The sequence below is a fragment of the Rhodococcus sp. F64268 genome (genome assembly GCF_023015605.1).
GTDB lineage: Bacteria > Actinomycetota > Actinomycetes > Mycobacteriales > Mycobacteriaceae > Rhodococcus.
The window spans coordinates 76,135-94,560 of record NZ_JALKAI010000008.1; the positions used below are offsets into that span (position 1 = coordinate 76,135).

Genomic DNA, 18,426 nt, shown 5'->3' on the forward strand with positions numbered 1-18,426 from the left:
GCGTCGTTCGTCAACTGTAGGCCCTCCGCTCGTCCGGTGGCGGGATCTGTGCACCCTTGTACTCGACGGGGATTCCACCGAGCGGATAGTCCTTGCGTTGCGGGTGTCCGTTCCAGTCGTCGGGCATCTGGATCCGGGTGAGCGACGGATGACCGTCGAAGACCAGACCGAAGAAGTCGTATGCCTCACGTTCGTGCCAGTCCGTTGTCGGGTAGACGGCGTGTAGCGACGGAATGTGCGGATCTGCGTCGGGCGCGGCGACCTCGACGAGGATGCGACGGTTGTGGGTGATCGACATCAGCGGATATACCGCGTGCAGTTCGCGGCCGGTGTCCTCGGGGTAGTGCACGCCGCTGACGCCGAGGCACAGTTCGAAGCGTAGGGCGGGATGGTCGCGCAAAGCGCGGGCGACCGATACGAGATGTTCGCGGCGCACGTGCACCGACATCTCTCCCCGGAACACGACGATCTTCTCCACGGCGGCCTCGAATCCGGCGGGCCCCGCGTCGTAGAGGGCATCTTCGACGCCCGCGTCGTTGGGGGCATCTTCGACGCCCGCGTCGTTGAGGGCATCTTCGACGGTGTCGGCGAGATCGTCGAGGTAACCACCGAACGGTCTCGGGCTGCTGTCCGGCAGAGCGACACGGCGCACGAGCCGGCCGTATCCACTGGTGTCCCCGCTCCCGTGGATACCGAACATCCCGCGGCGCTGCGCGATGACTTCCGGCGCAGCCGAATCCGGTGAGTTGGGGTCGGTCATCGGCGCGGCACCTTCAGCTCGATGAGCGGACGCTGAGCGAGCGCGGCCTGTTCTGCCGCGCGCACCGCTTCTTCACGGTTGGCTCCGAGCGGCATGTGCTGGATCTTGTCGTGCAACGCCAGAATCGCGTTGATCAGCATCTCCGGGCGCGGTGGACATCCCGGCAGGTAGATGTCGACCGGCACCACATGGTCGACCCCCTGCACGATCGCGTAGTTGTTGAACATGCCCCCTGATGATGCGCACACGCCCATCGACAGAACCCATTTCGGTTCGACCATCTGGTCGTAGACCTGACGGAGTGCAGGTGCCATCTTCTGGCTTACACGTCCGGCGACGATCATTACGTCGGCCTGTCGCGGTGATGCTCGGAAGGCCTCCATACCGAATCGGGCGATGTCGAAACGTCCCCCCGCGGTCGACATCATCTCGATTGCGCAGCAGGCCAGACCGAACGAGGCGGGCCACAACGACCCTTTACGGGCGAAGCCGGCGAGGACTTCGACCGTGCTGAGCAGAAATCCGCTCGGGACCTTCTCTTCGAGACCCATATCCGACTCTTACCACCTTCGACAAGATTGTGGATCTTATTCGGGTGCAATCGATTTACGGAGTGATTCTTCGGAGGACTTCCGTCAATCCCATGTCAGGCCACCGCGTCTCCACTCGTAGGCATATGCAACGAACACGTTGAACATGAACAGGGCCATGGCGAGCAGACCGAACATCCCGAGCGCATCGAAATGGATCGCCCAGGGGTACAGGAAGACGATTTCGATGTCGAAGATGATGAACAGCATGGCCGTCAGGTAGTACTTGACCGGAAATCGGCCGCCTCCGGTGGGCTGCGGTGTCGGATCGATGCCGCATTCGTAGGCATCGAGCTTCGCCCGGTTGTAGCGACTCGGACCGGCGATGCTCGCCACCACGACGGAGAAGAGCGCGAACGCGAGCGCAATTGCGCCGAGCACCAGAATCGGCACGTAGACGTTCATCGGCACCTCCGGTTCCGAACGTCGAACCCCGGTCGTGTGGCCGTCGGACATTCGGACATCCTGTGAGCCACGGCACACACACTAGTGCCGATGACGCGGGACTTGTCCAGGATTCGACACGCATTCTTCGGCGCGGCGTGTCCGCCCGTTCGGGCTCCTCAGGAGGAGTAGTCTCTGCGCCCCGGCAGAGGCGGATCGGATCAGCGTGCGGGTGCCGGATCGGCGCCGGGCAGCAGGAGGCGGACGACCTCGCGACCGAGCTTCATCGCGTCGATCGGGTGCGCTACGACGGACTCGGCCCGCGACCACGATGCGAGCCAGGTGTCGTCGGGACGCCCGATGATCACAACGACCGGCGGGCACGGGTCGATCTCGTCCTTGAGTTGCTTCGCAATCCCCAGGCCACCGGCGGGCGCAGTCTCACCGTCCAGGATCACCAGATCGATCCCGCCCGCGTCGAGGTGCGAGAGGACGACGGGGGCGGTTGCGACCTCGGTGTACTCGAGGGGTGGAAGGTCGGGGTGCAGGGTCGTGCCCAAGGCAGCCTGTACGCGGCTGCGCACAGTGGCGTCGTCGCTGTACACGAGGATCTTCAGAGTTGCGGGACGGCTCTCGGCATCACTCACGGGCCCGATGCTAGATCGTCACCGACGCCACCGGACCGTTCGGTCGGACCCGTACGGCGTGTCGCGCCGAACCGGCCGGCCTGCTCAGTCGTAGACCGACCAGAATTCGAGCATGGGTTCTCGCGCCAGTTCCGTTCCCCCTTCGGTGATGAGCAGGGCCCTGTCGTCGAACCGGTAGGTCACTCCGGCGTTGGTGACTTCGAATCCGTCCGCGACCACGATCGGGTCGTCTATCTCTATGCCGGATCCGTCCTCGACCCTGATCCCCTTGTAGTACAGGCGGTCGGCGCCGGTCCTGCATACGACGATGAGCGAGGCCGTGGTGCGTGCGATACCGAGGGCCTCGTTGTCCGCGTTGCACCGCGGACCCACCTCGTCGACGAAACCCTGTGCGTCCGCGTCGGCCACCGTGACAACTCCCCGCGGCGAGTTCGCGCTGGTGGTCCGTGCCGTGGTGACGTATGCGGTCGTGAGCGGGGCGTGGGTGGTCGACACAGGTGCCGTCGTCGGGGCGCGCGTTGTCGTGGGTTCCTGGGCGACCGTCACTGTGCTGACGCCCGTCGATGGACCGGCAACCGTCTGCGGATCCACCGAATCGCTGCGCGTAGCGGCCCACGCGATCACGACACCGACGGCGACGAGCGCGGCGACCGCGCCCCCGATCAGTCCCCGACGACTGTTGCGCGTGGAAGTACTGGACGACGGCTCGGGAAGGTTCGGACCCGCCACAGGGGTCGTGGACGGTCGGGCGGCGACACGGCTCGGGGCTGCACCCGGGTTCTGATCCGTTACAGGGTCGCGGTCCGACGCGAACATGTGCCGTGCAGCGATCAGCGCACCCTGCGCCACCACGGTCTTGGGATCGTCGAGTGTCGCGACCCGAGCGATCCGCGACAATTCCTGGTGCACAAGCGGAATCCGCGACGATCCGCCGGTCAGGTAGAGGGCGTGCAGGGAACCGGGCGTGATACCGGCATCAGCGAGCGTGTCTCGGACGAGGTCCACCGCCGACTCCACCTGCGGGCGGATCAGCGAATCGAACTCCGGCCGGGTCAGCGACAGGGTCGTCCGGGATCTGGATCCGACGACCGTGATCGTTGCCGAGGGTGTCTCGGAGAGCACTTCCTTGGCGCCGCGGGCAGCCTCATCGAGGGCGCGGATCGCCTCGATGCTTCCGGGCGCCCCGTCGGCGAATTCGGCGCGTGCTGTGGCGTCGCGGTCGGCCACATGGTCGAGGGCCCAGCGTCGGATGAGTGCGTCGAAGTTCTTGCCTCCTAGAGCATTGTCGCCCCGTGCGGCCACGACGTCGAACGCCCCGGAGTCTGCGATCCGCAGTACCGCGACGTCAGCGGTTCCCCCGCCGAAGTCGAACACGGCGATCGCCGTACCGGGCGGCAGCCGAGCGGTGCGGGTGTAGTAGTAGGCGGCCGCGCGGGGTTCCGACACGGTGGTGATCGTGGACGGTTCGATTCCCGCTCGCGAGGCCGCGTCCACCAGCACCGCGACAGTGGCATGCGACCACGCTTCGGGGTGGGTGAGTACGACGCGCTCGGGCGGCACGCCGTTGTGCAGTACCGCCGCTCGACGCATCACGCTGCGCAACACTGCCGCGATCATCTGTGGCGGTGTCAGGTCCACATGGCCGGTCCGGATGAACGGCTGCGAGATCAGGCGTTTGGGCGCGGGCACGAAACCCTCCGGGTGGCCGGCTGCCGCATTCTGGGCGGCGGCGCCGGTGAGAATCTCGCTGTCCGCGCGTACGAACACCGCCGAGGGCAATAGGTTCGAGCGATGGGTGAGCGATACCGGATGGATCGAGCCGTCGCCTGTACGGGTGTGTGCGGCCGCTGTGTTCGACGTCCCGAAATCGATCGCGAGCCACCATCGTTCATCACTCATGATTCAGGAGACTAGTACTACGCTCCGCACGAAACTTCTGGCCCGTGCCCGGGTTGCCGTGGGTCGCGAGGCAACGGTGACCCGCGCGATCGGGGGAAGGCCTCGAAGCGTCGGTGCAGTGACCCGGTACTTCACGTGGTCAGACGGGAACTCGCACCGGTACCGCACTCGCCGTCGTCGATTCGTTGCCCAGTTCCCCGTTTCCGTTCTCGCCCCAGCAGAACACCTGCTCGTCAACCGTGGTCGCGCAGGTGTGCACGGCACCGGTCGTGATGGCCGTGGCTGCTGCAGGCAGTGTCACGCGAGTCGCTTCGGTCGAGTGGGTGCCGGGCGCGCTGGTGTGCTGACCCCAGTCCGTCGTGCCCCAACAAGAGACGGCGCTGTCTTCGGTCAGCGCGCAGGTGTGCCGCAGGGACGCCGCGAGCGCAGCGGCCCCGGACAGCGAAGCCTGCACGGGTTCGGATCGCGAGTCGGTGGTGCCGTCCCCGAGCTGGCCCCAGCCGTTCTCACCCCAGCAGTATGTCCGGGTGTCTTCGAGTGCGGCGCAGGTGTGTCCCCGCCCCGCCGCGACGAACGCGGCGGGCCCGGGGAGTTCCACTTGCAGCGGGTCGGCGATCGCGACGTCGGAGTCGTTGGTGTATCCGCGGCCGAGTTGGCCGGACGTATTCGCGCCCCAGCAGAAGACGTCGCCGACGACGGTGGACGCGCACGTGTGGTTGCCACCTGCTGCCAGCGACGTCATGGTGGGCAGGTCGATGCGGTGGGGCGATTCGATCAGGTCCGTCCCCTCCTCGCCGATCTGGCCGTTGGTGTTGCGGCCCCAGCAGTAGCCTTCGCCGCCGTCGGTGAGGGCACAAGTGTGGTCTTCCCCTGCGCTCAGTGCGGAGACTGCGGCAGGCATGTCGATCCGCACCGGTTCTGAACTCGGGTCGGTGGTGCCCGTGCCGAGCTGACCGAACGTGTTGTATCCCCAGCAGTAGGTTTCGCCATTGTCGAGTGACGCGCAGGTGTGTTCGCGACCCGTGCCGAGTGCGGAAACGGGTCCGGGGAGTTCGACCGAGACAGGTGAGTATCGGGAATCGGTGGTTCCGTCGCCGAGTTGACCGGAGGCGTTGAGGCCCCAGCAGCTGACATCACCCCGAGAATCTGCGCAGGTGAACCATCCTCCTGCGGAGACGGTGAACACGTCGTTCTCCGCAAGCGACGGCGCAGGCCCTCCGCTGGCCGTACCGCCGTCACCGGCGCCCGAATCAGGCCAGTAGACCGCCACACCGATGGCGGCAGCGATCACCGCCACTACCGCACCGAGCACCGTGAGAGTTCGGGCGGACGTGCGGATACGGTCCGGCTCCGGCCGAGGCGCACGCACCGGCACGGTGGGGGCAGCCGCGGGCCTGCCGGAGCGGCCAGTGGCGACGAGCGCGCCCCGCGCGACGACGGTTTTCGGGTCGTCGAGGGTCGCGACAGGGCCGACCTGCCCAAGCATGCTGTGCACCAAGGGGATCCGTGAGGAACCACCGGTAAGATAGATGGCCTGCAAGCGATCATGCGGGACTCGCCCCTGGGTCAGCGCGGTGCGGACGAGGGCGGCAGCCTGCTCGACCTGGGGGGCGATCAGGTCTTCGAACTCCCCACGAGTCAGGAGCAGATTCTCGCGCCACGGGCCGCCTGCGGCGGATACCGTCGCGGACGGCGCATCCGAGAGCACTTCCTTGGCGCGACGCGCGGACTCCTCCAGGGCCCGTCGCGCCTGCAACTGGTCGGGACCGGATCCGCGCAGGTACTCGGCGAGTTCAGGGTTGAGGTCAGCGAGCTGGGACTCGGCCCAGTTGCGGACGAGAGCGTCGAAGTTCTTACCGCCGAGTCCGTTGTCGCCGACGGCGGTGACGACCTCGAATTCGGCATCCGGGGTACTACGCAGGATCGCTACGTCGACAGTGCCGCCGCCGAAGTCGAACACGGCGATCGCGGATCCTGCCGGGACGGGAGTGCTGCGGGAGTAGAAATGCGCGGCGGCGCGCGGTTCGGACACCGTCACCACAGTCGATGGATCGATGCCTCCCTGGGCGGCTGCATCGGTGAGCACAGCAACCACGTCCGCCGACCATCCTTCGGGGTGCGTGAGTGCGACGCGGGAGGGGGGGATGCTGTTGTTGTGACGCAGTGCGCGGTGGTAGACGGTGCCGATCACTGCTGCGAACAGGGCTGTGCGGGGAACGGGCGTGCCGCGGACCGAGACGGCAGGCAGACTCACGAGTCGCTTCGGTGACGGAACGAACGCGCCCGGGTCAGAATCAGCAGCATTGACCGCGGCATCGCCGACGAGGATGTCGCCGAGCGACCGCACCGGCACCGACCGGACGAAGACGGACGACGCCATGAGATTGCTTTGATGTGTCAACGAGAGCGTATGGATGCCCGTTCGTGCATCGGTCACGGCGGCAGCTGTGTTGGACGTACCGAAATCGACCGCCAGCGACCATTCTCCGATGCTCATGGCTCACGAGAGTAGGCGACGGCACGCGACCATACAGACCCCGTGGCGCCTCCGGCGCGCGGAACACCGATCGAGCGTTGCTGCGTGACGGAGACTTCCCCGGGCCGCTGCTGTAGGTTCCCGTTCTCGATGTCAGTTTCTCGATCTCGTGTCAGTTGCCTGTAAGTGGCGTGTCGCTTTCTCGATTTCGTGTCAGTAGCGGGACCCTGAAAAGACTGCCTGGACCAGCGAGGTTGAGGTCGGGTACGTGCAGGACTCCGGCGCCTTGCCGCAACGGCCGACGCCGCGGGCCCGCACGGGTAGGTTCTATTCCAGGTAGTCCACTCGGTACTGCCCGAGAGGACCACCGGATGGCGTCCTCATCGGATCCGGCACCACCTTCTTCGGCCGTCGCCATGCGAAGCTGAGAGTGTGTTCTCACCTGAGACGAACTACCTGAATGTTTGGACGTTTCCGATCACCGGACCGGATGCACCGGACGACGCTCCGATGAATATCGTCGGTGCGTGCCACGCCGTGGGGCGAGATCTGCAGTGCCGCTGGCACGGCCCCGACACCTACGTGCAGAACTGCCTGTGGACGGTGTCGCTTCTCGACACCGACTACTGTCACCTCATGCTCGAAGCCGGGCCGCGGCCACGGCGCAAAACGACGGGTACCGTGGCGCTGAAGGGTTTCGGATTTGGCGGTCTACACGTCGAGCAATCGGTGCAGGAGCTGACCGTCCTCATCGCCGGTGAGGTGCAAGATCAGCTGGCCAGCGGGATGCCGTTCGTACAGTGGCCAATCAACGAACAACGAATGTTGATGCCGACGTGCCGCGACGGACACGCTGTGTGGGTGGTGCGCAGTTCTGATCACGTGATCGCCGAAATCGGTGCGCTGTGCGGCTGAACCGCGAGTCAGTTCGCCGCCCTACTGACACGCTCGGCACGAACCTACAGCTGCGCTGCGTCTAGGCGACGGAGTGTTTACCACGCCCCCGTACTGCGACTGCTCCCCGCGGATGCGTTCGGCGCAGGTTCCGGACTCGTTCACCAGCGGTGTGCAGCCGACCTGCTGCCGGCCCCGGCGTGATCATCAGGTACGCCACGACGACGCCCACACCCGTGAGCGCACCGTAGAGAACACCTGCCACAACGGATCCGGTGACCATGACCACCGTCGTTCCGACGATGAGTGCTGCGGACAGAACGAGGATGGCCAACGCTCTGCCCTGTGACGACCGGTCCCCCGACTCGGCGTGATGTTCGCCCATGATTCCCTCCCGTTTCCCACCCCGGAGCGGACTCGATCGCATCTCGTCGACAGAGCCGAGCCTGACCGACGCGACCGCGGTATCCGAATGGACCGAAAGTTCCGCTCTTCATCCGCCACGGCCGGGCCGGCATCGTAGCGGATAACAAAACACTACCAAATGTGATGAAAATCTCGCAACTACCCTGTGGTGCGTCACCAAGCTGTTGTAACGAGGGGAAGACCGGCCTTATTCGTCATTCGTCATTCGTCGCGCCCTCGGGCGTCCTGCCCTCCGGCGCGTCGTTGCCCGACCAGGTGGCCCACAGCCGCGCATACTGCCCTCCTGCAGCAATCAATTCTTCGTGGGTTCCCGATTCGCAGACGAGTCCGTGCTCGAGCACGACGATCCGGTCCGCGGTGACCGCCTGGGTGAGCCGGTGCGCTACCACCAGCGAGGTCCGGCCGAGCACCGTGACGGCCGCCGAACTCTCGAGATCCCTGGCCCCAGCACTTCCGGCTTCGGCAGTCGCCTCGTCGAGGATCACGATCGCGGGGTCGGCAAGAAGGACGCGGGCGAGCGCGAGTTGCTGCGCTTGTGCGGCAGTGAGCCGATGACCGCCCTCGCCCACCACCGTGTCGATGCCGCCGGGCAGCGCACGAACCCAGCCGGACGCACCCACCTCGGCGAGCGCAGCATCGACCATCCGGTCGTCAGCGTGCGGCACGGCAAGTCGCAGGTCGTCGCGCAGTGTACCTGCGAAGGTGTGTACCTCCTGGGTCACGATCACGAGACGATCGCGGAGTGTTGCTGCGAACTCGGCGAGCAGCACTCCGCCCAGCAACACCTCACCCGAGTCCGGGGTGATGCTGCCTGCTGCAATCGCCGCGAGTGTGCTCTTGCCCGACCCGGTCGGGCCGACCAGTGCGATCCGCTCGCCAGGGGCAATCGTCAGGTCGATGCCGTGGAGTACCTCGTGCCCGTCGTAACCGTGACGGATGCCGCTCAGCCGTAGGCCCGAATCGGAAGGTACGCGAGGGTCGGCCACCGGTGGCGTGTCCTGGATGGAGACGACGCCGACCAGCCGCGCCAGACTTGCACCGGCCGACTGCACTTCGTCGAAGGTGAACAGGATCGCACCGAGCGGATTGAACAACTGGTGGAACAGCAGCGCCGCGGCGGTGACCTGGCCGACCGAGACCGACCCGTCGTCGACGAGTACGAAGCCCGCAGCCAGGATGCATGCCAGGCTCACGTACTCGGCGCGATTTCCGCGGCTCGCGAAGCGCGCGAAGATCGAGAACACATCGATGCCGAGCAGCCGCGCGCGGTCGGATGCCTGGTCCACGAGGTCTCGATGTACAGCTTCGGCGCCGTAGGCCCGAACGGTGCGCTGCCCCTGGATGCTGCTGATCAGAGCCTGGGATCGCGCTCCCATCGCCACACGCTGCGCGGCGTATCGAGGAGCGGACCGGGGCAGGTACCACCGCAGCGCCAACGTGTACATCGGGACGGCGATCGCGCCGGCCAGTCCCAGGCGCCAGTCGATTCCGACCATCGTCGTCAGGCTCACCGCGACGAGGAACAGCGCGGAGATCACCGGCGGAACGGCCTCGGAGACCGCCTTGTCGATGACGGCGACGTCGTCGCCGACACGGGCGAGTACGTCACCCTTGCCTGCCTGCTCGACTGTGCGCATCGGTAGTCCCAGTGCGCGTATCACCACCGCTTCGCGCAGGCGCGCAAGCACAGTGGACCCCAGCACCGCAACAAAATACCCGGCAAGGCCGGTGAACACGCCCGCTGCGATCGCCGCAATCGCGATGATCGCGACGATCCCGCCGAGTGCGGACATCGGCGCCGACTCTCGAACACGGTCGACGAGCACCCCGAACATGTAGACGGGTAGCACGGTGGCTGCGGCGCCCAGCGCGGCCGTGACGACTGCTGCTGCAGCGACCGATGATTTCCGGCGAACCGCCCGGCCCAGCCAGGCCCACGATTCGCGCGCGGTAGCGACCGGAAGTAGGCGGCGGTCGGCGTCGGGGATCATCTCGGTCATCGAATCACCGCCGCCTGGTACACCGCGTCGGTCTCGGCGAGTCGGTGATGAGTCTCGGTGACGACGGCGCGACCGTCGTCGATCACGACGACACGGTCGGCGGCGGCGAGAAGCGCGGGGCTCGAGGTGAGGACGATCGTGGTACGTGGGTCGGTTCCGTGCCGGAGTTCGAGGAGGCCCGCCGCGATGTTCGATTCGGTGACCGAGTCCACCGCGGTGGTGGGGTCGTGCAGGACAAGCACCGGCGGGTCGGCGACGAGCGCCCGTGCCAGTGCGATGCGCTGCCGCTGACCGCCGGACAGCGTCGTGCCGTCGTCGCCGACCGGGTGATCGAGTCCGGCGGCATGCAGGTCCACGACGTCGCGGGCAGCGGATGCGTCGAGCGCGCGTTCGAGGTCGATAGACGCGGAAGGACCGCGCCCCGCGGTGATGTTGGATCCCAGGGTGCCCGCGAACAGGAACGTATCGTGCGGTTCGGCAAGGATCAGGGTGCGGGCCAGCTCGATCGGAAGATCGCGGGCGAGCACCGATCCGACAGTGAACGTGCCGCTGTAGTCGTCAGCAGGGACCTGCGAGGACAGCAGCGCGAACAGTGCGTCGGCGTCCTCCGGCCGGTACGCCACGATTCCGACGAACTCACCGCGTTCGACGGTGAGGTCGAGACCCTCGAGCGTCCGGTACCGGAGATCGGCGAGTTCGAGTACCGGCCCCCGCTCACTGTGGGTCACGTCGTTGTTGCCGGGGTGCAGCAGCGGCGCGCTGTCGAGCACGCGCGCCACGCGGTCGGCCGACCCGCGTGACGCTGCGACGATCGCTGGGACCCGAGCCAACGTAGTGAGCGGCTCTATCAGGAATTGAGCAAGGCCCACGACCGTGATCACCTCGGCGAGGCTGATCCGGCCGCTGAGTGCCAGCCACCCCGCCCAGCCTGCGACCGCTACGGCAAGCAATGCGCTCGAGGCGGTGGAGACACCCGCGAACAGCGAGCGGACCTTCGCCGCGCTGAGCGTGGCGGTCAGCGCGTCGGCGCTGACAGCACGGAATCGCTGCCCTGCTTCGGTCTCACCGCCGATGCCGCGCAGCGGACGCAGTCCGGTGACGAGGTCTGTCGCGACGGCCGACGCGGTTCCGATGCGGGCCTGCTGCTCGGCCGTGCGGTGTGCGATGACAGGTGCGGCGAAGTGCAGTGCCGCCAGGAGCGCGGCGGTGCCGACGAGAACGCCGAGCCCGAGCGGCACATCGATCACGAACAGGATCACTGCCGTCGCGATCACCGCGACCGCGCTCGCAACAGCCCGGGCGACGAGGTCGAGGATCCATGTTGTGCGATCGGCATCCGAGGTGGCAACGGAGAGCAGTTCTCCCGCGCGCATCTCGGTGCGGACACCGCGCGGGCGCAGGAGGGTGTCGGTGACCTCGACGCGGAGCCGGTGGCCTTCGCCTTCCATCGCTGCAACGACGAGGCGCGCGCCGAGACGCCAGGAGTAGGTGAGGGCAGTGAACAGCAATGCGAGTGCGATCAACCAGCCCACCATCGCGGTCCGGTCGCCTGGGGCGATTGCGTTCGCGACGATCGCGCCGATGGCGACCGGGACGAGCGCCTCGAACAACTGGTGCAGTCCGCACAGCACCACGGCAACGGTCATGCGTGCGCGGTGTCGACGCAGGATCTGCCACATCAGCGCGTTTCCGCGCACCGCCTGGTGCAGCTTGTCCACCGAATCTCCTGTCTGTGCCGGGTTCACCCTAGGTGAGGAAGGTGCCGAGGACTCGTCCGCCGCCTGAAGTTTCAGAATTTTTGAAAGTCATAGCTAGGTAAGGCTAGGCTGACCCGACAGTTCGGTGGGACGTCCCCTCGCCCCGCCCCGTCGAAAGGTATCCATGCACAACAGACTCGGCCGTGCCCTGCGCCGGCCCCAGCTCATCGCGATGGTCGCAGCCGGTGCACTCGTGCTCGGGGCATGCTCGAGCGGTGACAGCGGATCCGACACTGCCGCGTCCGGCGACTTCGAACCGGTGACCATCGAACACGCTCTCGGCACTGCCGAGATCACCGAGGCCCCCGAACGCATCGTCACGCTCGGAATGGGATCCGCGGAGACAGTGATCGCACTCGGCACGGTCCCGGTGGGTATCGAAGAGTACCCGTGGGGCAGCGACGAGACCGGTTATCTGCCGTGGATCCACGAAGAACTGACCGAGCGCGGCGAAGAACTACCCGCCCAGTTCACCGGCGGAACGGAAGTCGATATCGAAGCGATCGCAGCGCTGGAACCCGATCTGATCCTCGCTCCGTGGTCCGGAGTCACCCAGGATCAGTACGACATGCTCGAGGGCATCGCACCGACCGTCGCCTACCCGGAACTGCCCTGGACCATCACCTGGCAGGAGCAGATCGAGACGATCGGCACCGCGATGGGTAAGCACGACGAGGCCCTCGACCTCATCACCGAGATCGACGACACGTTCGCAGATGCAGCCGCCGAGCATCCCGAATACCAGGACGTGAGCTTCTCCTACATCTACAACACCGGCCCCGCGACGCTCGGCGTGTTCCTCGCAGACGAGCAGCGTGTCGCAATGGTCCGTGGACTCGGGCTCACCGTCGACCCGGTCGTGGACACCCTCGAGGAGACCGAGGGCACCGACTCGTCGGTCATCGGACTCGAGAACGCGCATCTGCTCGCCGACTCCGACCTGATCTTCACCTTCTACAGCGATCCCGGCAATCGCGCCGAGATCGAGGCACAGCCGGTCTACCAGCAGATCCCGGCAATCTCGCGGGGTTCGATCGTGGCTCCCGAAGAGCAGCCGTTCGTCACCGGGTCGTCGATCATCAACCCGCTCACGGTGCCGTGGGCCCTCGACCGTTACGTTCCGCTGATCGACGAGGCTATTGCGAAGCTCGACCGGTAGCCGGCCGGCACACCGAGAGGGTGAGGCGGACTTTGCTCCGCCTCACCCTCTTTTGTCGTCGCGTGCCGCCTTGAACCGCTTCCACTCGGCACCGAGTTTGCGGTTGTCCAGCAGCCAGCCCATGTAGTCGCGCATGTTCTCGACCCGGACATGCGCTGCCGATTCCGGGTTCACCCGCGCGAGCGCTTCCTCGGCGAGGGCCCGTTGGCTACGCAGATACTCTTCCTCGATGTCGAGGAAGCCGCCCCAGACGTCGTCGGCCATCACGAAGAAGTGAGCGCGCTCGCCCGTGCGGCGGACCCGCTGCACGAACCCGCGCGCGACGAGACGCCGTGTGTACGTCGATACCGAGCCTCGACTGGCTCCCAGAGCGCGGGCGAGTTCGTCGGCACTGACCCCACCGGATTCGTCGACGAGGAGGTATCCCGCGATGCGCCCCTCGATTCTCGATGCTCCACCCGTCTGCCAGTAGTCGGCGAATCGTTCGACGAACCACGACCGAACGTCGTCGGCGTCCTCCACCCCGCGGGAACTGCTCATGACAGATATTGTCGCAACCCGCTTCTCGTCCCCTGCGGGGGCGGTGCGTCCGCGGACCTCGGTACGGTCTCGCGATAGTCTTCGTGCATGGCCGGGAACGTGAGCATGCGAATAGTGCGTCTGCGAGCACTGATCGACCATCCTCGTACCGGCGACGGTGAACGCGCCGCGGCGCAGCGCATGCTCGACCGGATCCTGACCACCACGCGCATCCCGCAGGGATCCGGCGACCGGACATACGGCACGAGGCACCACCGTGCCGGCCGACACGCGAGCGTGTCGCGCATAGCCGAGATGATCCGTGAGGACATCGCACTCACGCGCGTGGCCTTCACAACGTCGACGCAATCAGGACAACCCGCCATGTCCGACCCGATCGCCGATGCCCCCGCCGAGATCATCTACACGGTCTCGGCTCCCCATGATTCCGAGATCGTCATCGCTCTCGACAACGTCCCGCAGGAATGGGGATGGGTTCCGGAATACGGCATCGCGACCGTCGGCCCAGCACTACGAGCGCTCGTCGACGAACTCGCCGACCTCATGAACCGATACAACCGCGACGGCGCGGATATCGGTAAACGCTTCTTCGGCCGAGTTCGCGTGGGCGGTGAAACCCTGGTGTGGTGATCAGCGGACGGTGACGATGCCGTCGTCGAAAGTGATCGTGCCGTTCTCGAAGGTACTGACCTTCACTCCATCGATATCGATCTCATCGCTCGTCGGGTAGCCCAGTGCCCCCTGACTTCCACCGAGCACGTTCCACTTGTTGCGTATCTCGCCCCAGACGATATACGGCGGGTTACCGTCCTTTTGAATGATCACACCACCGACGAACCACTGGTATTTTCCGTCAGGGTTGGTCTTCTCGGCACCCAACGGCTGTCCGAGGTCCGCCTTCTGAGGCGCGGTCGCTGCGGAATATTTCTCCAGAAGGCTTCCCGACACCGTGTACTCGACTCCGTCGGCACCCAGCATCGTTGTGGAATAGGTCGCCGACGCGGACGACTCATTCGAATCGAACGGCGAGAACTGGGTTGCCACGAGAACAGTCGCGACCAATACGACCAGAACTCCCATGGTCGCCAACAACTTCCAGCTCCGAGCGAACCGACTACGTCGCTGGTCGACCACCGGAGCAATCGACGGCGGCGCAGACGCGACCGCGGGTTCCAGCGGTGCCGCGGACGCGACCACAGGTTCCGGCGGACTCAGCTGACGCTGACATACGCGTGGGCTCCTGCCCTATCACTCCGCCCACTCGAACCGAGCTTGCCGACCGGACCATCATCGCCTGGTGACGGAGATCCTCATCGTGCACACCCGGTACTCGAGGCATCGACGAACCGGTGATCGTGAAGTGTCGGAACGCACGTGCTGCCTCGCACCTCCGAGGCGATCGCAACGTCGTCAGCGAATCCGATCGAGGCGAGTTCTCGACCCGAAGCACAGTCGCGGAGGGCACCGGTGACTCGATCGGCGATTGCGGCCCATGCGCAGCGCGCTTGATCGGCTTCGGGTGACAACGACTGCGGTCCGCATGTCTCCACCAATTCGGCGATCACCGCGCCCGCGCCCCACAGATCTTCCACTGCCGGCCGCAAAGAGCCGTCAGGCCACTTCTCCCCCGCCGCGACGACAGCGACCACAGCGGTCGGATGCTGCCGCGTGATCCACTCGGCCACGGCATGGAAGTTCCGCAGCGACGCACCGAGACATATCGACGTCGCCGACTGCAGTGTGTAGGCGATCGACGATCCGTTCGGCGACGGCAACACCAGCCGCTCGATTCCGCGGGCCGCGCGGATCGTGCCGGGCGACAGACTCACCGTGCCTTCGGTGCCTTCACTGCGCCGCACCGCGAGCGCGGCGTCGTGTGCGGCCGCGTAGTCCGCCGCGGTCTCGTCCCTCCAGCGGTACGGCAGAACCTCGATGCCTGCGTCGAGCGCGACGGACAGCGTCGTGGTGAACGACAGGACATCCACCACGACCGCGACATCCGCTGTGTCCGCGATCGCAGCGGCGCCCGTCGCACCCCAGTCGAATCGGATCCGCGAATCGAACTGCCTATGTGTGGTGTTCATCCGAGCATCAACGTCGGTGTGCCATTCGTCTGATGATCGTGTCGCCGATCGACTGCATGATCTGCACCATCACGATCAGCACGACCACGGCGACGAGCAGCACCGGGGTGTTGAAGCGCTGGTAGCCGTAGACGAGCGCGAAGTCGCCGAGACCGCCTGCCCCGATCACACCGGCCATCGCCGAGTATCCGACGAGTAGGACCAGGGTGAGTGTCGCGCCGGACACGAGCGCGGTCGTCGCCTCCGGAAGCAACACCTTGCGCACGATCTGCGTGTTCGTCGCACCCATCACCTCCGCCGCCTCAACGCGTCCGCGGGGCACTTCGCGCAACGCGGATTCGACGATGCGCGCGAAGAACGGGATTGCGCCGATCGTCAGCGGCACAATCGCGGCGGTGGGTCCGATCGCGGTGCCGACGATGAACCGGGTCACGCCGATCAGGGCGATGAGCAGGATCAGGAACGGCAGCGAGCGGAACAGGTTGACGACCACCCCGAGCACACTGTTGATCAGCGGCTGTGGCCACAGCCCCGTCGGACCGGTGATCTGGAGGATGATCCCGACGAGTATTCCGCCGATCACGGTGAGCACAAACGAGACCCCGACCATGTAGAGCGTCTCGAGTGTCGCGACCCAGACTTCGGGAAATACCTCGTACCAGGCGGTCTTGTTCATTCGGACAACCCCTCGAGGTCGGTGTCGGTCCCCCACGACAGCGTCAGGTGCTCACGTTCGTCGACGAATCGGGCGATCCGAGCGCGATCGACGCCGACGTCGAAACGCAGGCGCAGCCTGCCGACGGTACTGTCGCCGACCTTCTCGACGCGACCGCCGACCACGGCGACGCCGGTGTCGAGTTCGCGGATCATCTCCGACAGCCACGGCCCGTGTGCGTCGTCGCCGATCGCGGTGACGAGCGCAGTGTCGCTGATCGCCCCGGCCGACGGATCGTCGCCCACCGGTACGATCGCGGCGCCGAGCGCTGAGCGAGGATCTGCAACGAGATCGGAGATGCGACCGGTTTCGACGATGCAGCCGGCTTCGAGCCTGGCCGCGGAGGTGCATGCCGCCAGGGAAGCATCCTGGCCGAGCCGGATCAGGTTCCGCTGCCCGTCCACAACTGCGATGTCGACGTCGTCGTCCAGCACGAGTTGCGTCAAGGACTTGCCGGCCATGAGCCGCTTTCGGATGATCAAGTCCGGTGGGATGTCCTGACCACGAAGAACGCCTTCGGCGACCACCGCACCCACAGACAACCCGAGATACAAATAACCGCCCAGCGCGGCCCCACCCGAGCACACCGCCGGGTCGTGAACCGGCTCGAAACGCCCCTGCGTCGGGAGGACCGTCGCGCGGACGTCGAGGGTGCGTGCATCAACCCAGGGCGCGATGTTGCTGCGATTGAAAGCGTTCGGAGGATACGCCGAGGACGTCCAGCGCACCCGCCACACCGGTGTTCCCTCCGCGATGGTGTCGATGTTCGCCGGATTGCCGTTGTAGGCCCCCACTCCCCTACATTCCCCGCTCGGCCATGCTGATCATGTTGTCGACGGCGATCTCGGTCAGATCGCCGTCCTCGAGTTCCTGCAACGGGGTGCGGCCATCGAGGATGTCGGACGGGGTGCGCCACCAGGATGTGACCCCCCACGGGTCCTCGGCAGCCCCCAGCCTGCTGTTGGCGTACGCCACGATCGGCCACACCCGGTGGTGCACCGTGTCGAACTGGAACGCCGGATAGTGGTAGTCGGGGCGGCGCCCCAGCGGCAGTCCGAGCAACACACCCTCGTCACGCAACTTCTTCACCAAAGTCCGCGATTCTCCCGCCCGCGGTGCCAGCACCCGGCCTACCTCCCCTGCTTTGAGGGTGGCCACCTTGTCGAGCAACGACTGCCGCCGCTCTGCCGCCGCCCCCGCCCGGTACCCGGCCCGGGCCCCCGCCGGGTCAGCGAACGCCTCATCGAGAAGCAGCTTCGCGATCAGCGCCCACTCCTGTCGCGGCGCATTCCGGGTCACGTACTCCACGAACCCGCCGGCCACTTCCACGCCACGGCTCTCGCCCGCACGCGCGCCACTCAACCGGTAACGCCGTCCCGCGACCACGCGCGACGTACCCCCGCTTTTCGAGGTCGGCGTCTTGATCACCTTCCGCCGTGTTCGATTCTCGGCCATCTCACACCTCCGACACGTGAAGTACGTTTCTACAATCGTACTCGCCGTACATGCCGGGGAACCCTCTCTCGGCTCGGGGTCCTCCCGCCCGAACCGGCGCCCCAGCCGACTCAACTATGTGAGCCAGTGCTGGATCAGCTGCGCGTGGTTCGACATCCTCGTGCCATAGTCCGCAATCATGCGATCCCTCGAGAGCGACACGGCAGAATGGGCGTGCGTGTTGTAGCCACCGAATCCAAGCCATGTGCCACACCGCACGAGGTACACATGCAAGTCCGCGAGGCGGGACTCGATAAAGATTGAGGCCAGTAGCCCGACCCGGAACATCCGACCGTCCGCAAGGTGGTGCAGGCAATCAGTCGTGAGACTGTTCGCCGAATCCTGCGGGGCGGCAAGGTAATCCGCCAGGCAAATCCGCGCCCGTGCGACCGGCCACAGACCCGCACTACCGACTTGCGGTGTATCGCCGTGACAGCGGTCTCGATGCTTCACATCCGCATCTGATACTTCACATCCGCAGCGAACCGCATCTCGCGCCGGAGTTCCTTGCCACCAAGACCTGAAGAGACGGTGCCCGAACTCGACACGATCGGCCGAGCCCAACGACCGTGAGGACACTCCAGAATTAGTCGTCGACACC

19 protein-coding genes are annotated in these 18,426 nt (G+C 66.1%); 4 read left to right on the plus strand and 15 right to left on the minus strand.

What is annotated here, in order from left to right; genetic code table 11:
* Positions 1–10 precede the first annotated feature (10 nt).
* The 6 genes from MWU77_RS18545 to MWU77_RS18570 form a co-directional block, all read right to left on the minus strand.
* Complete coding sequence (locus tag MWU77_RS18545; protein WP_247274445.1) at positions 11–760, minus strand: NADH-quinone oxidoreductase subunit C; 750 nt, start codon at positions 758–760, stop codon at positions 11–13.
* A complete protein-coding gene (locus tag MWU77_RS18550; RefSeq protein WP_169686654.1) occupies positions 757–1,311 on the minus strand; it encodes an NADH-quinone oxidoreductase subunit B family protein in 555 nt (184 codons plus the stop codon). The genes MWU77_RS18545 and MWU77_RS18550 overlap by 4 nt, the downstream gene beginning before the upstream one ends.
* 84 nt (positions 1,312–1,395) lie before the next feature.
* Entirely contained in the window at positions 1,396–1,755 is a 360-nt protein-coding gene (locus MWU77_RS18555; protein ID WP_169686870.1) for an NADH-quinone oxidoreductase subunit A, read from the minus strand.
* A 200-nt stretch (positions 1,756–1,955) separates the two neighbouring features.
* Positions 1,956–2,381, minus strand: a complete 426-nt coding sequence (locus tag MWU77_RS18560; RefSeq protein ID WP_169686652.1) for a response regulator transcription factor — start codon at positions 2,379–2,381, stop codon at positions 1,956–1,958.
* Positions 2,382–2,465: 84 nt separating this feature from the next.
* Positions 2,466–4,280 carry an Hsp70 family protein gene (locus MWU77_RS18565; RefSeq protein WP_169686650.1) on the minus strand — a complete coding sequence of 605 codons (1,815 nt, stop codon included), beginning with the start codon at positions 4,278–4,280 and terminating at the stop codon, positions 2,466–2,468.
* Between the two features lie 139 nt (positions 4,281–4,419).
* A complete protein-coding gene (locus tag MWU77_RS18570) occupies positions 4,420–6,777 on the minus strand; it encodes an Hsp70 family protein (protein ID WP_169686648.1) in 2,358 nt (785 codons plus the stop codon).
* Positions 6,778–7,266: 489 nt separating this feature from the next.
* Between MWU77_RS18570 and MWU77_RS18575 the strand changes: the two genes are divergently transcribed.
* Positions 7,267–7,671 carry a hypothetical protein gene (locus tag MWU77_RS18575; protein ID WP_247274446.1) on the plus strand — a complete coding sequence of 135 codons (405 nt, stop codon included), beginning with the start codon at positions 7,267–7,269 and terminating at the stop codon, positions 7,669–7,671.
* Between the two features lie 61 nt (positions 7,672–7,732).
* Here the strand turns inward: MWU77_RS18575 and MWU77_RS18580 are convergent, their stop codons facing one another.
* From MWU77_RS18580 to MWU77_RS18590, 3 genes are all read right to left on the minus strand, one after another.
* A complete protein-coding gene (locus tag MWU77_RS18580) occupies positions 7,733–8,035 on the minus strand; it encodes a hypothetical protein (protein WP_169686644.1) in 303 nt (100 codons plus the stop codon).
* Between the two features lie 235 nt (positions 8,036–8,270).
* On the minus strand, positions 8,271–10,076 hold the full coding sequence (locus MWU77_RS18585) for an ABC transporter ATP-binding protein (protein ID WP_374229914.1): 1,806 nt from the start codon (positions 10,074–10,076) through the stop codon (positions 8,271–8,273).
* On the minus strand, positions 10,073–11,755 hold the full coding sequence (locus MWU77_RS18590) for an ABC transporter ATP-binding protein (protein WP_247274526.1): 1,683 nt from the start codon (positions 11,753–11,755) through the stop codon (positions 10,073–10,075). The genes MWU77_RS18585 and MWU77_RS18590 overlap by 4 nt, the downstream gene beginning before the upstream one ends.
* Positions 11,756–11,957: 202 nt before the next feature.
* Between MWU77_RS18590 and MWU77_RS18595 the strand changes: the two genes are divergently transcribed.
* The gene (locus tag MWU77_RS18595) at positions 11,958–12,992 is read left to right on the plus strand and encodes an iron-siderophore ABC transporter substrate-binding protein (protein ID WP_247274447.1); all 1,035 of its coding nucleotides are present in this window, start codon (positions 11,958–11,960) and stop codon (positions 12,990–12,992) included.
* A gap of 42 nt (positions 12,993–13,034) precedes the next feature.
* Here the strand turns inward: MWU77_RS18595 and MWU77_RS18600 are convergent, their stop codons facing one another.
* Entirely contained in the window at positions 13,035–13,532 is a 498-nt protein-coding gene (locus MWU77_RS18600; RefSeq protein ID WP_247274448.1) for a GbsR/MarR family transcriptional regulator, read from the minus strand.
* An 87-nt stretch (positions 13,533–13,619) separates the two neighbouring features.
* Here MWU77_RS18600 and MWU77_RS18605 point away from each other — a divergent pair, with 87 nt between their 5' ends.
* Positions 13,620–14,162 (plus strand): hypothetical protein, encoded by a 543-nt coding sequence (locus MWU77_RS18605; RefSeq protein WP_169686637.1) that lies wholly within the window; start codon positions 13,620–13,622, stop codon positions 14,160–14,162.
* On the opposite strand, the gene MWU77_RS18610 is transcribed toward MWU77_RS18605, so the two are convergent.
* On the minus strand, positions 14,163–14,612 hold the full coding sequence (locus tag MWU77_RS18610; RefSeq protein WP_247274449.1) for an LGFP repeat-containing protein: 450 nt from the start codon (positions 14,610–14,612) through the stop codon (positions 14,163–14,165).
* Between MWU77_RS18610 and MWU77_RS18615 the strand changes: the two genes are divergently transcribed.
* A complete protein-coding gene (locus MWU77_RS18615; RefSeq protein ID WP_169686635.1) occupies positions 14,611–14,751 on the plus strand; it encodes a hypothetical protein in 141 nt (46 codons plus the stop codon). The genes MWU77_RS18610 and MWU77_RS18615 overlap by 2 nt on opposite strands.
* Before the next feature lie 91 nt (positions 14,752–14,842).
* On the opposite strand, the gene MWU77_RS18620 is transcribed toward MWU77_RS18615, so the two are convergent.
* Genes MWU77_RS18620 through MWU77_RS18635 form a run of 4 tightly spaced genes read right to left on the minus strand, consistent with a single transcriptional unit; the run spans position 14,843 to position 17,786 of the window.
* Positions 14,843–15,616 (minus strand): 2-phosphosulfolactate phosphatase, encoded by a 774-nt coding sequence (locus MWU77_RS18620; protein ID WP_169686633.1) that lies wholly within the window; start codon positions 15,614–15,616, stop codon positions 14,843–14,845.
* A 7-nt stretch (positions 15,617–15,623) separates the two neighbouring features.
* The gene (locus MWU77_RS18625; protein WP_247274450.1) at positions 15,624–16,292 is read right to left on the minus strand and encodes a methionine ABC transporter permease; all 669 of its coding nucleotides are present in this window, start codon (positions 16,290–16,292) and stop codon (positions 15,624–15,626) included.
* Positions 16,289–17,125: an NIL domain-containing protein gene (locus MWU77_RS25020; protein WP_247274451.1), complete on the minus strand. Its 837-nt coding sequence runs from the start codon at positions 17,123–17,125 to the stop codon at positions 16,289–16,291. The genes MWU77_RS18625 and MWU77_RS25020 overlap by 4 nt, the downstream gene beginning before the upstream one ends.
* Before the next feature lie 4 nt (positions 17,126–17,129).
* Positions 17,130–17,786, minus strand: a complete 657-nt coding sequence (locus tag MWU77_RS18635) for a hypothetical protein (RefSeq protein ID WP_247274452.1) — start codon at positions 17,784–17,786, stop codon at positions 17,130–17,132.
* Between the last annotated feature and the right edge of the window lie 640 nt (positions 17,787–18,426).

Excerpts from the sequence above, each read along its gene's own strand:
- MWU77_RS18565 (WP_169686650.1), bottom strand. The coding sequence starts at position 4,280 with ATGAGTGATGAACGATGGTGGCTCGCGATCGATTTCGGGACGTCGAAC.
- MWU77_RS18580 (WP_169686644.1), bottom strand. The coding sequence starts at position 8,035 with ATGGGCGAACATCACGCCGAGTCGGGGGACCGGTCGTCACAGGGCAGA.
- MWU77_RS18605 (WP_169686637.1), top strand. The coding sequence starts at position 13,620 with ATGGCCGGGAACGTGAGCATGCGAATAGTGCGTCTGCGAGCACTGATC.
- MWU77_RS18575 (WP_247274446.1), top strand. The coding sequence starts at position 7,267 with ATGAATATCGTCGGTGCGTGCCACGCCGTGGGGCGAGATCTGCAGTGC.
- MWU77_RS18545 (WP_247274445.1), bottom strand. The coding sequence starts at position 760 with ATGACCGACCCCAACTCACCGGATTCGGCTGCGCCGGAAGTCATCGCG.
- MWU77_RS18585 (WP_374229914.1), bottom strand. The coding sequence starts at position 10,076 with ATGACCGAGATGATCCCCGACGCCGACCGCCGCCTACTTCCGGTCGCT.
- MWU77_RS18620 (WP_169686633.1), bottom strand. The coding sequence starts at position 15,616 with ATGAACACCACACATAGGCAGTTCGATTCGCGGATCCGATTCGACTGG.
- MWU77_RS18590 (WP_247274526.1), bottom strand. The coding sequence starts at position 11,755 with ATGTGGCAGATCCTGCGTCGACACCGCGCACGCATGACCGTTGCCGTG.
- MWU77_RS18610 (WP_247274449.1), bottom strand. The coding sequence starts at position 14,612 with ATGGGAGTTCTGGTCGTATTGGTCGCGACTGTTCTCGTGGCAACCCAG.
- MWU77_RS18600 (WP_247274448.1), bottom strand. The coding sequence starts at position 13,532 with ATGAGCAGTTCCCGCGGGGTGGAGGACGCCGACGACGTTCGGTCGTGG.
- MWU77_RS18570 (WP_169686648.1), bottom strand. The coding sequence starts at position 6,777 with ATGAGCATCGGAGAATGGTCGCTGGCGGTCGATTTCGGTACGTCCAAC.
- MWU77_RS18555 (WP_169686870.1), bottom strand. The coding sequence starts at position 1,755 with ATGAACGTCTACGTGCCGATTCTGGTGCTCGGCGCAATTGCGCTCGCG.
- MWU77_RS18625 (WP_247274450.1), bottom strand. The coding sequence starts at position 16,292 with ATGAACAAGACCGCCTGGTACGAGGTATTTCCCGAAGTCTGGGTCGCG.
- MWU77_RS18635 (WP_247274452.1), bottom strand. The coding sequence starts at position 17,786 with ATGGCCGAGAATCGAACACGGCGGAAGGTGATCAAGACGCCGACCTCG.
- MWU77_RS18615 (WP_169686635.1), top strand. The coding sequence starts at position 14,611 with ATGGTCGCCAACAACTTCCAGCTCCGAGCGAACCGACTACGTCGCTGG.
- MWU77_RS18550 (WP_169686654.1), bottom strand. The coding sequence starts at position 1,311 with ATGGGTCTCGAAGAGAAGGTCCCGAGCGGATTTCTGCTCAGCACGGTC.
- MWU77_RS18595 (WP_247274447.1), top strand. The coding sequence starts at position 11,958 with ATGCACAACAGACTCGGCCGTGCCCTGCGCCGGCCCCAGCTCATCGCG.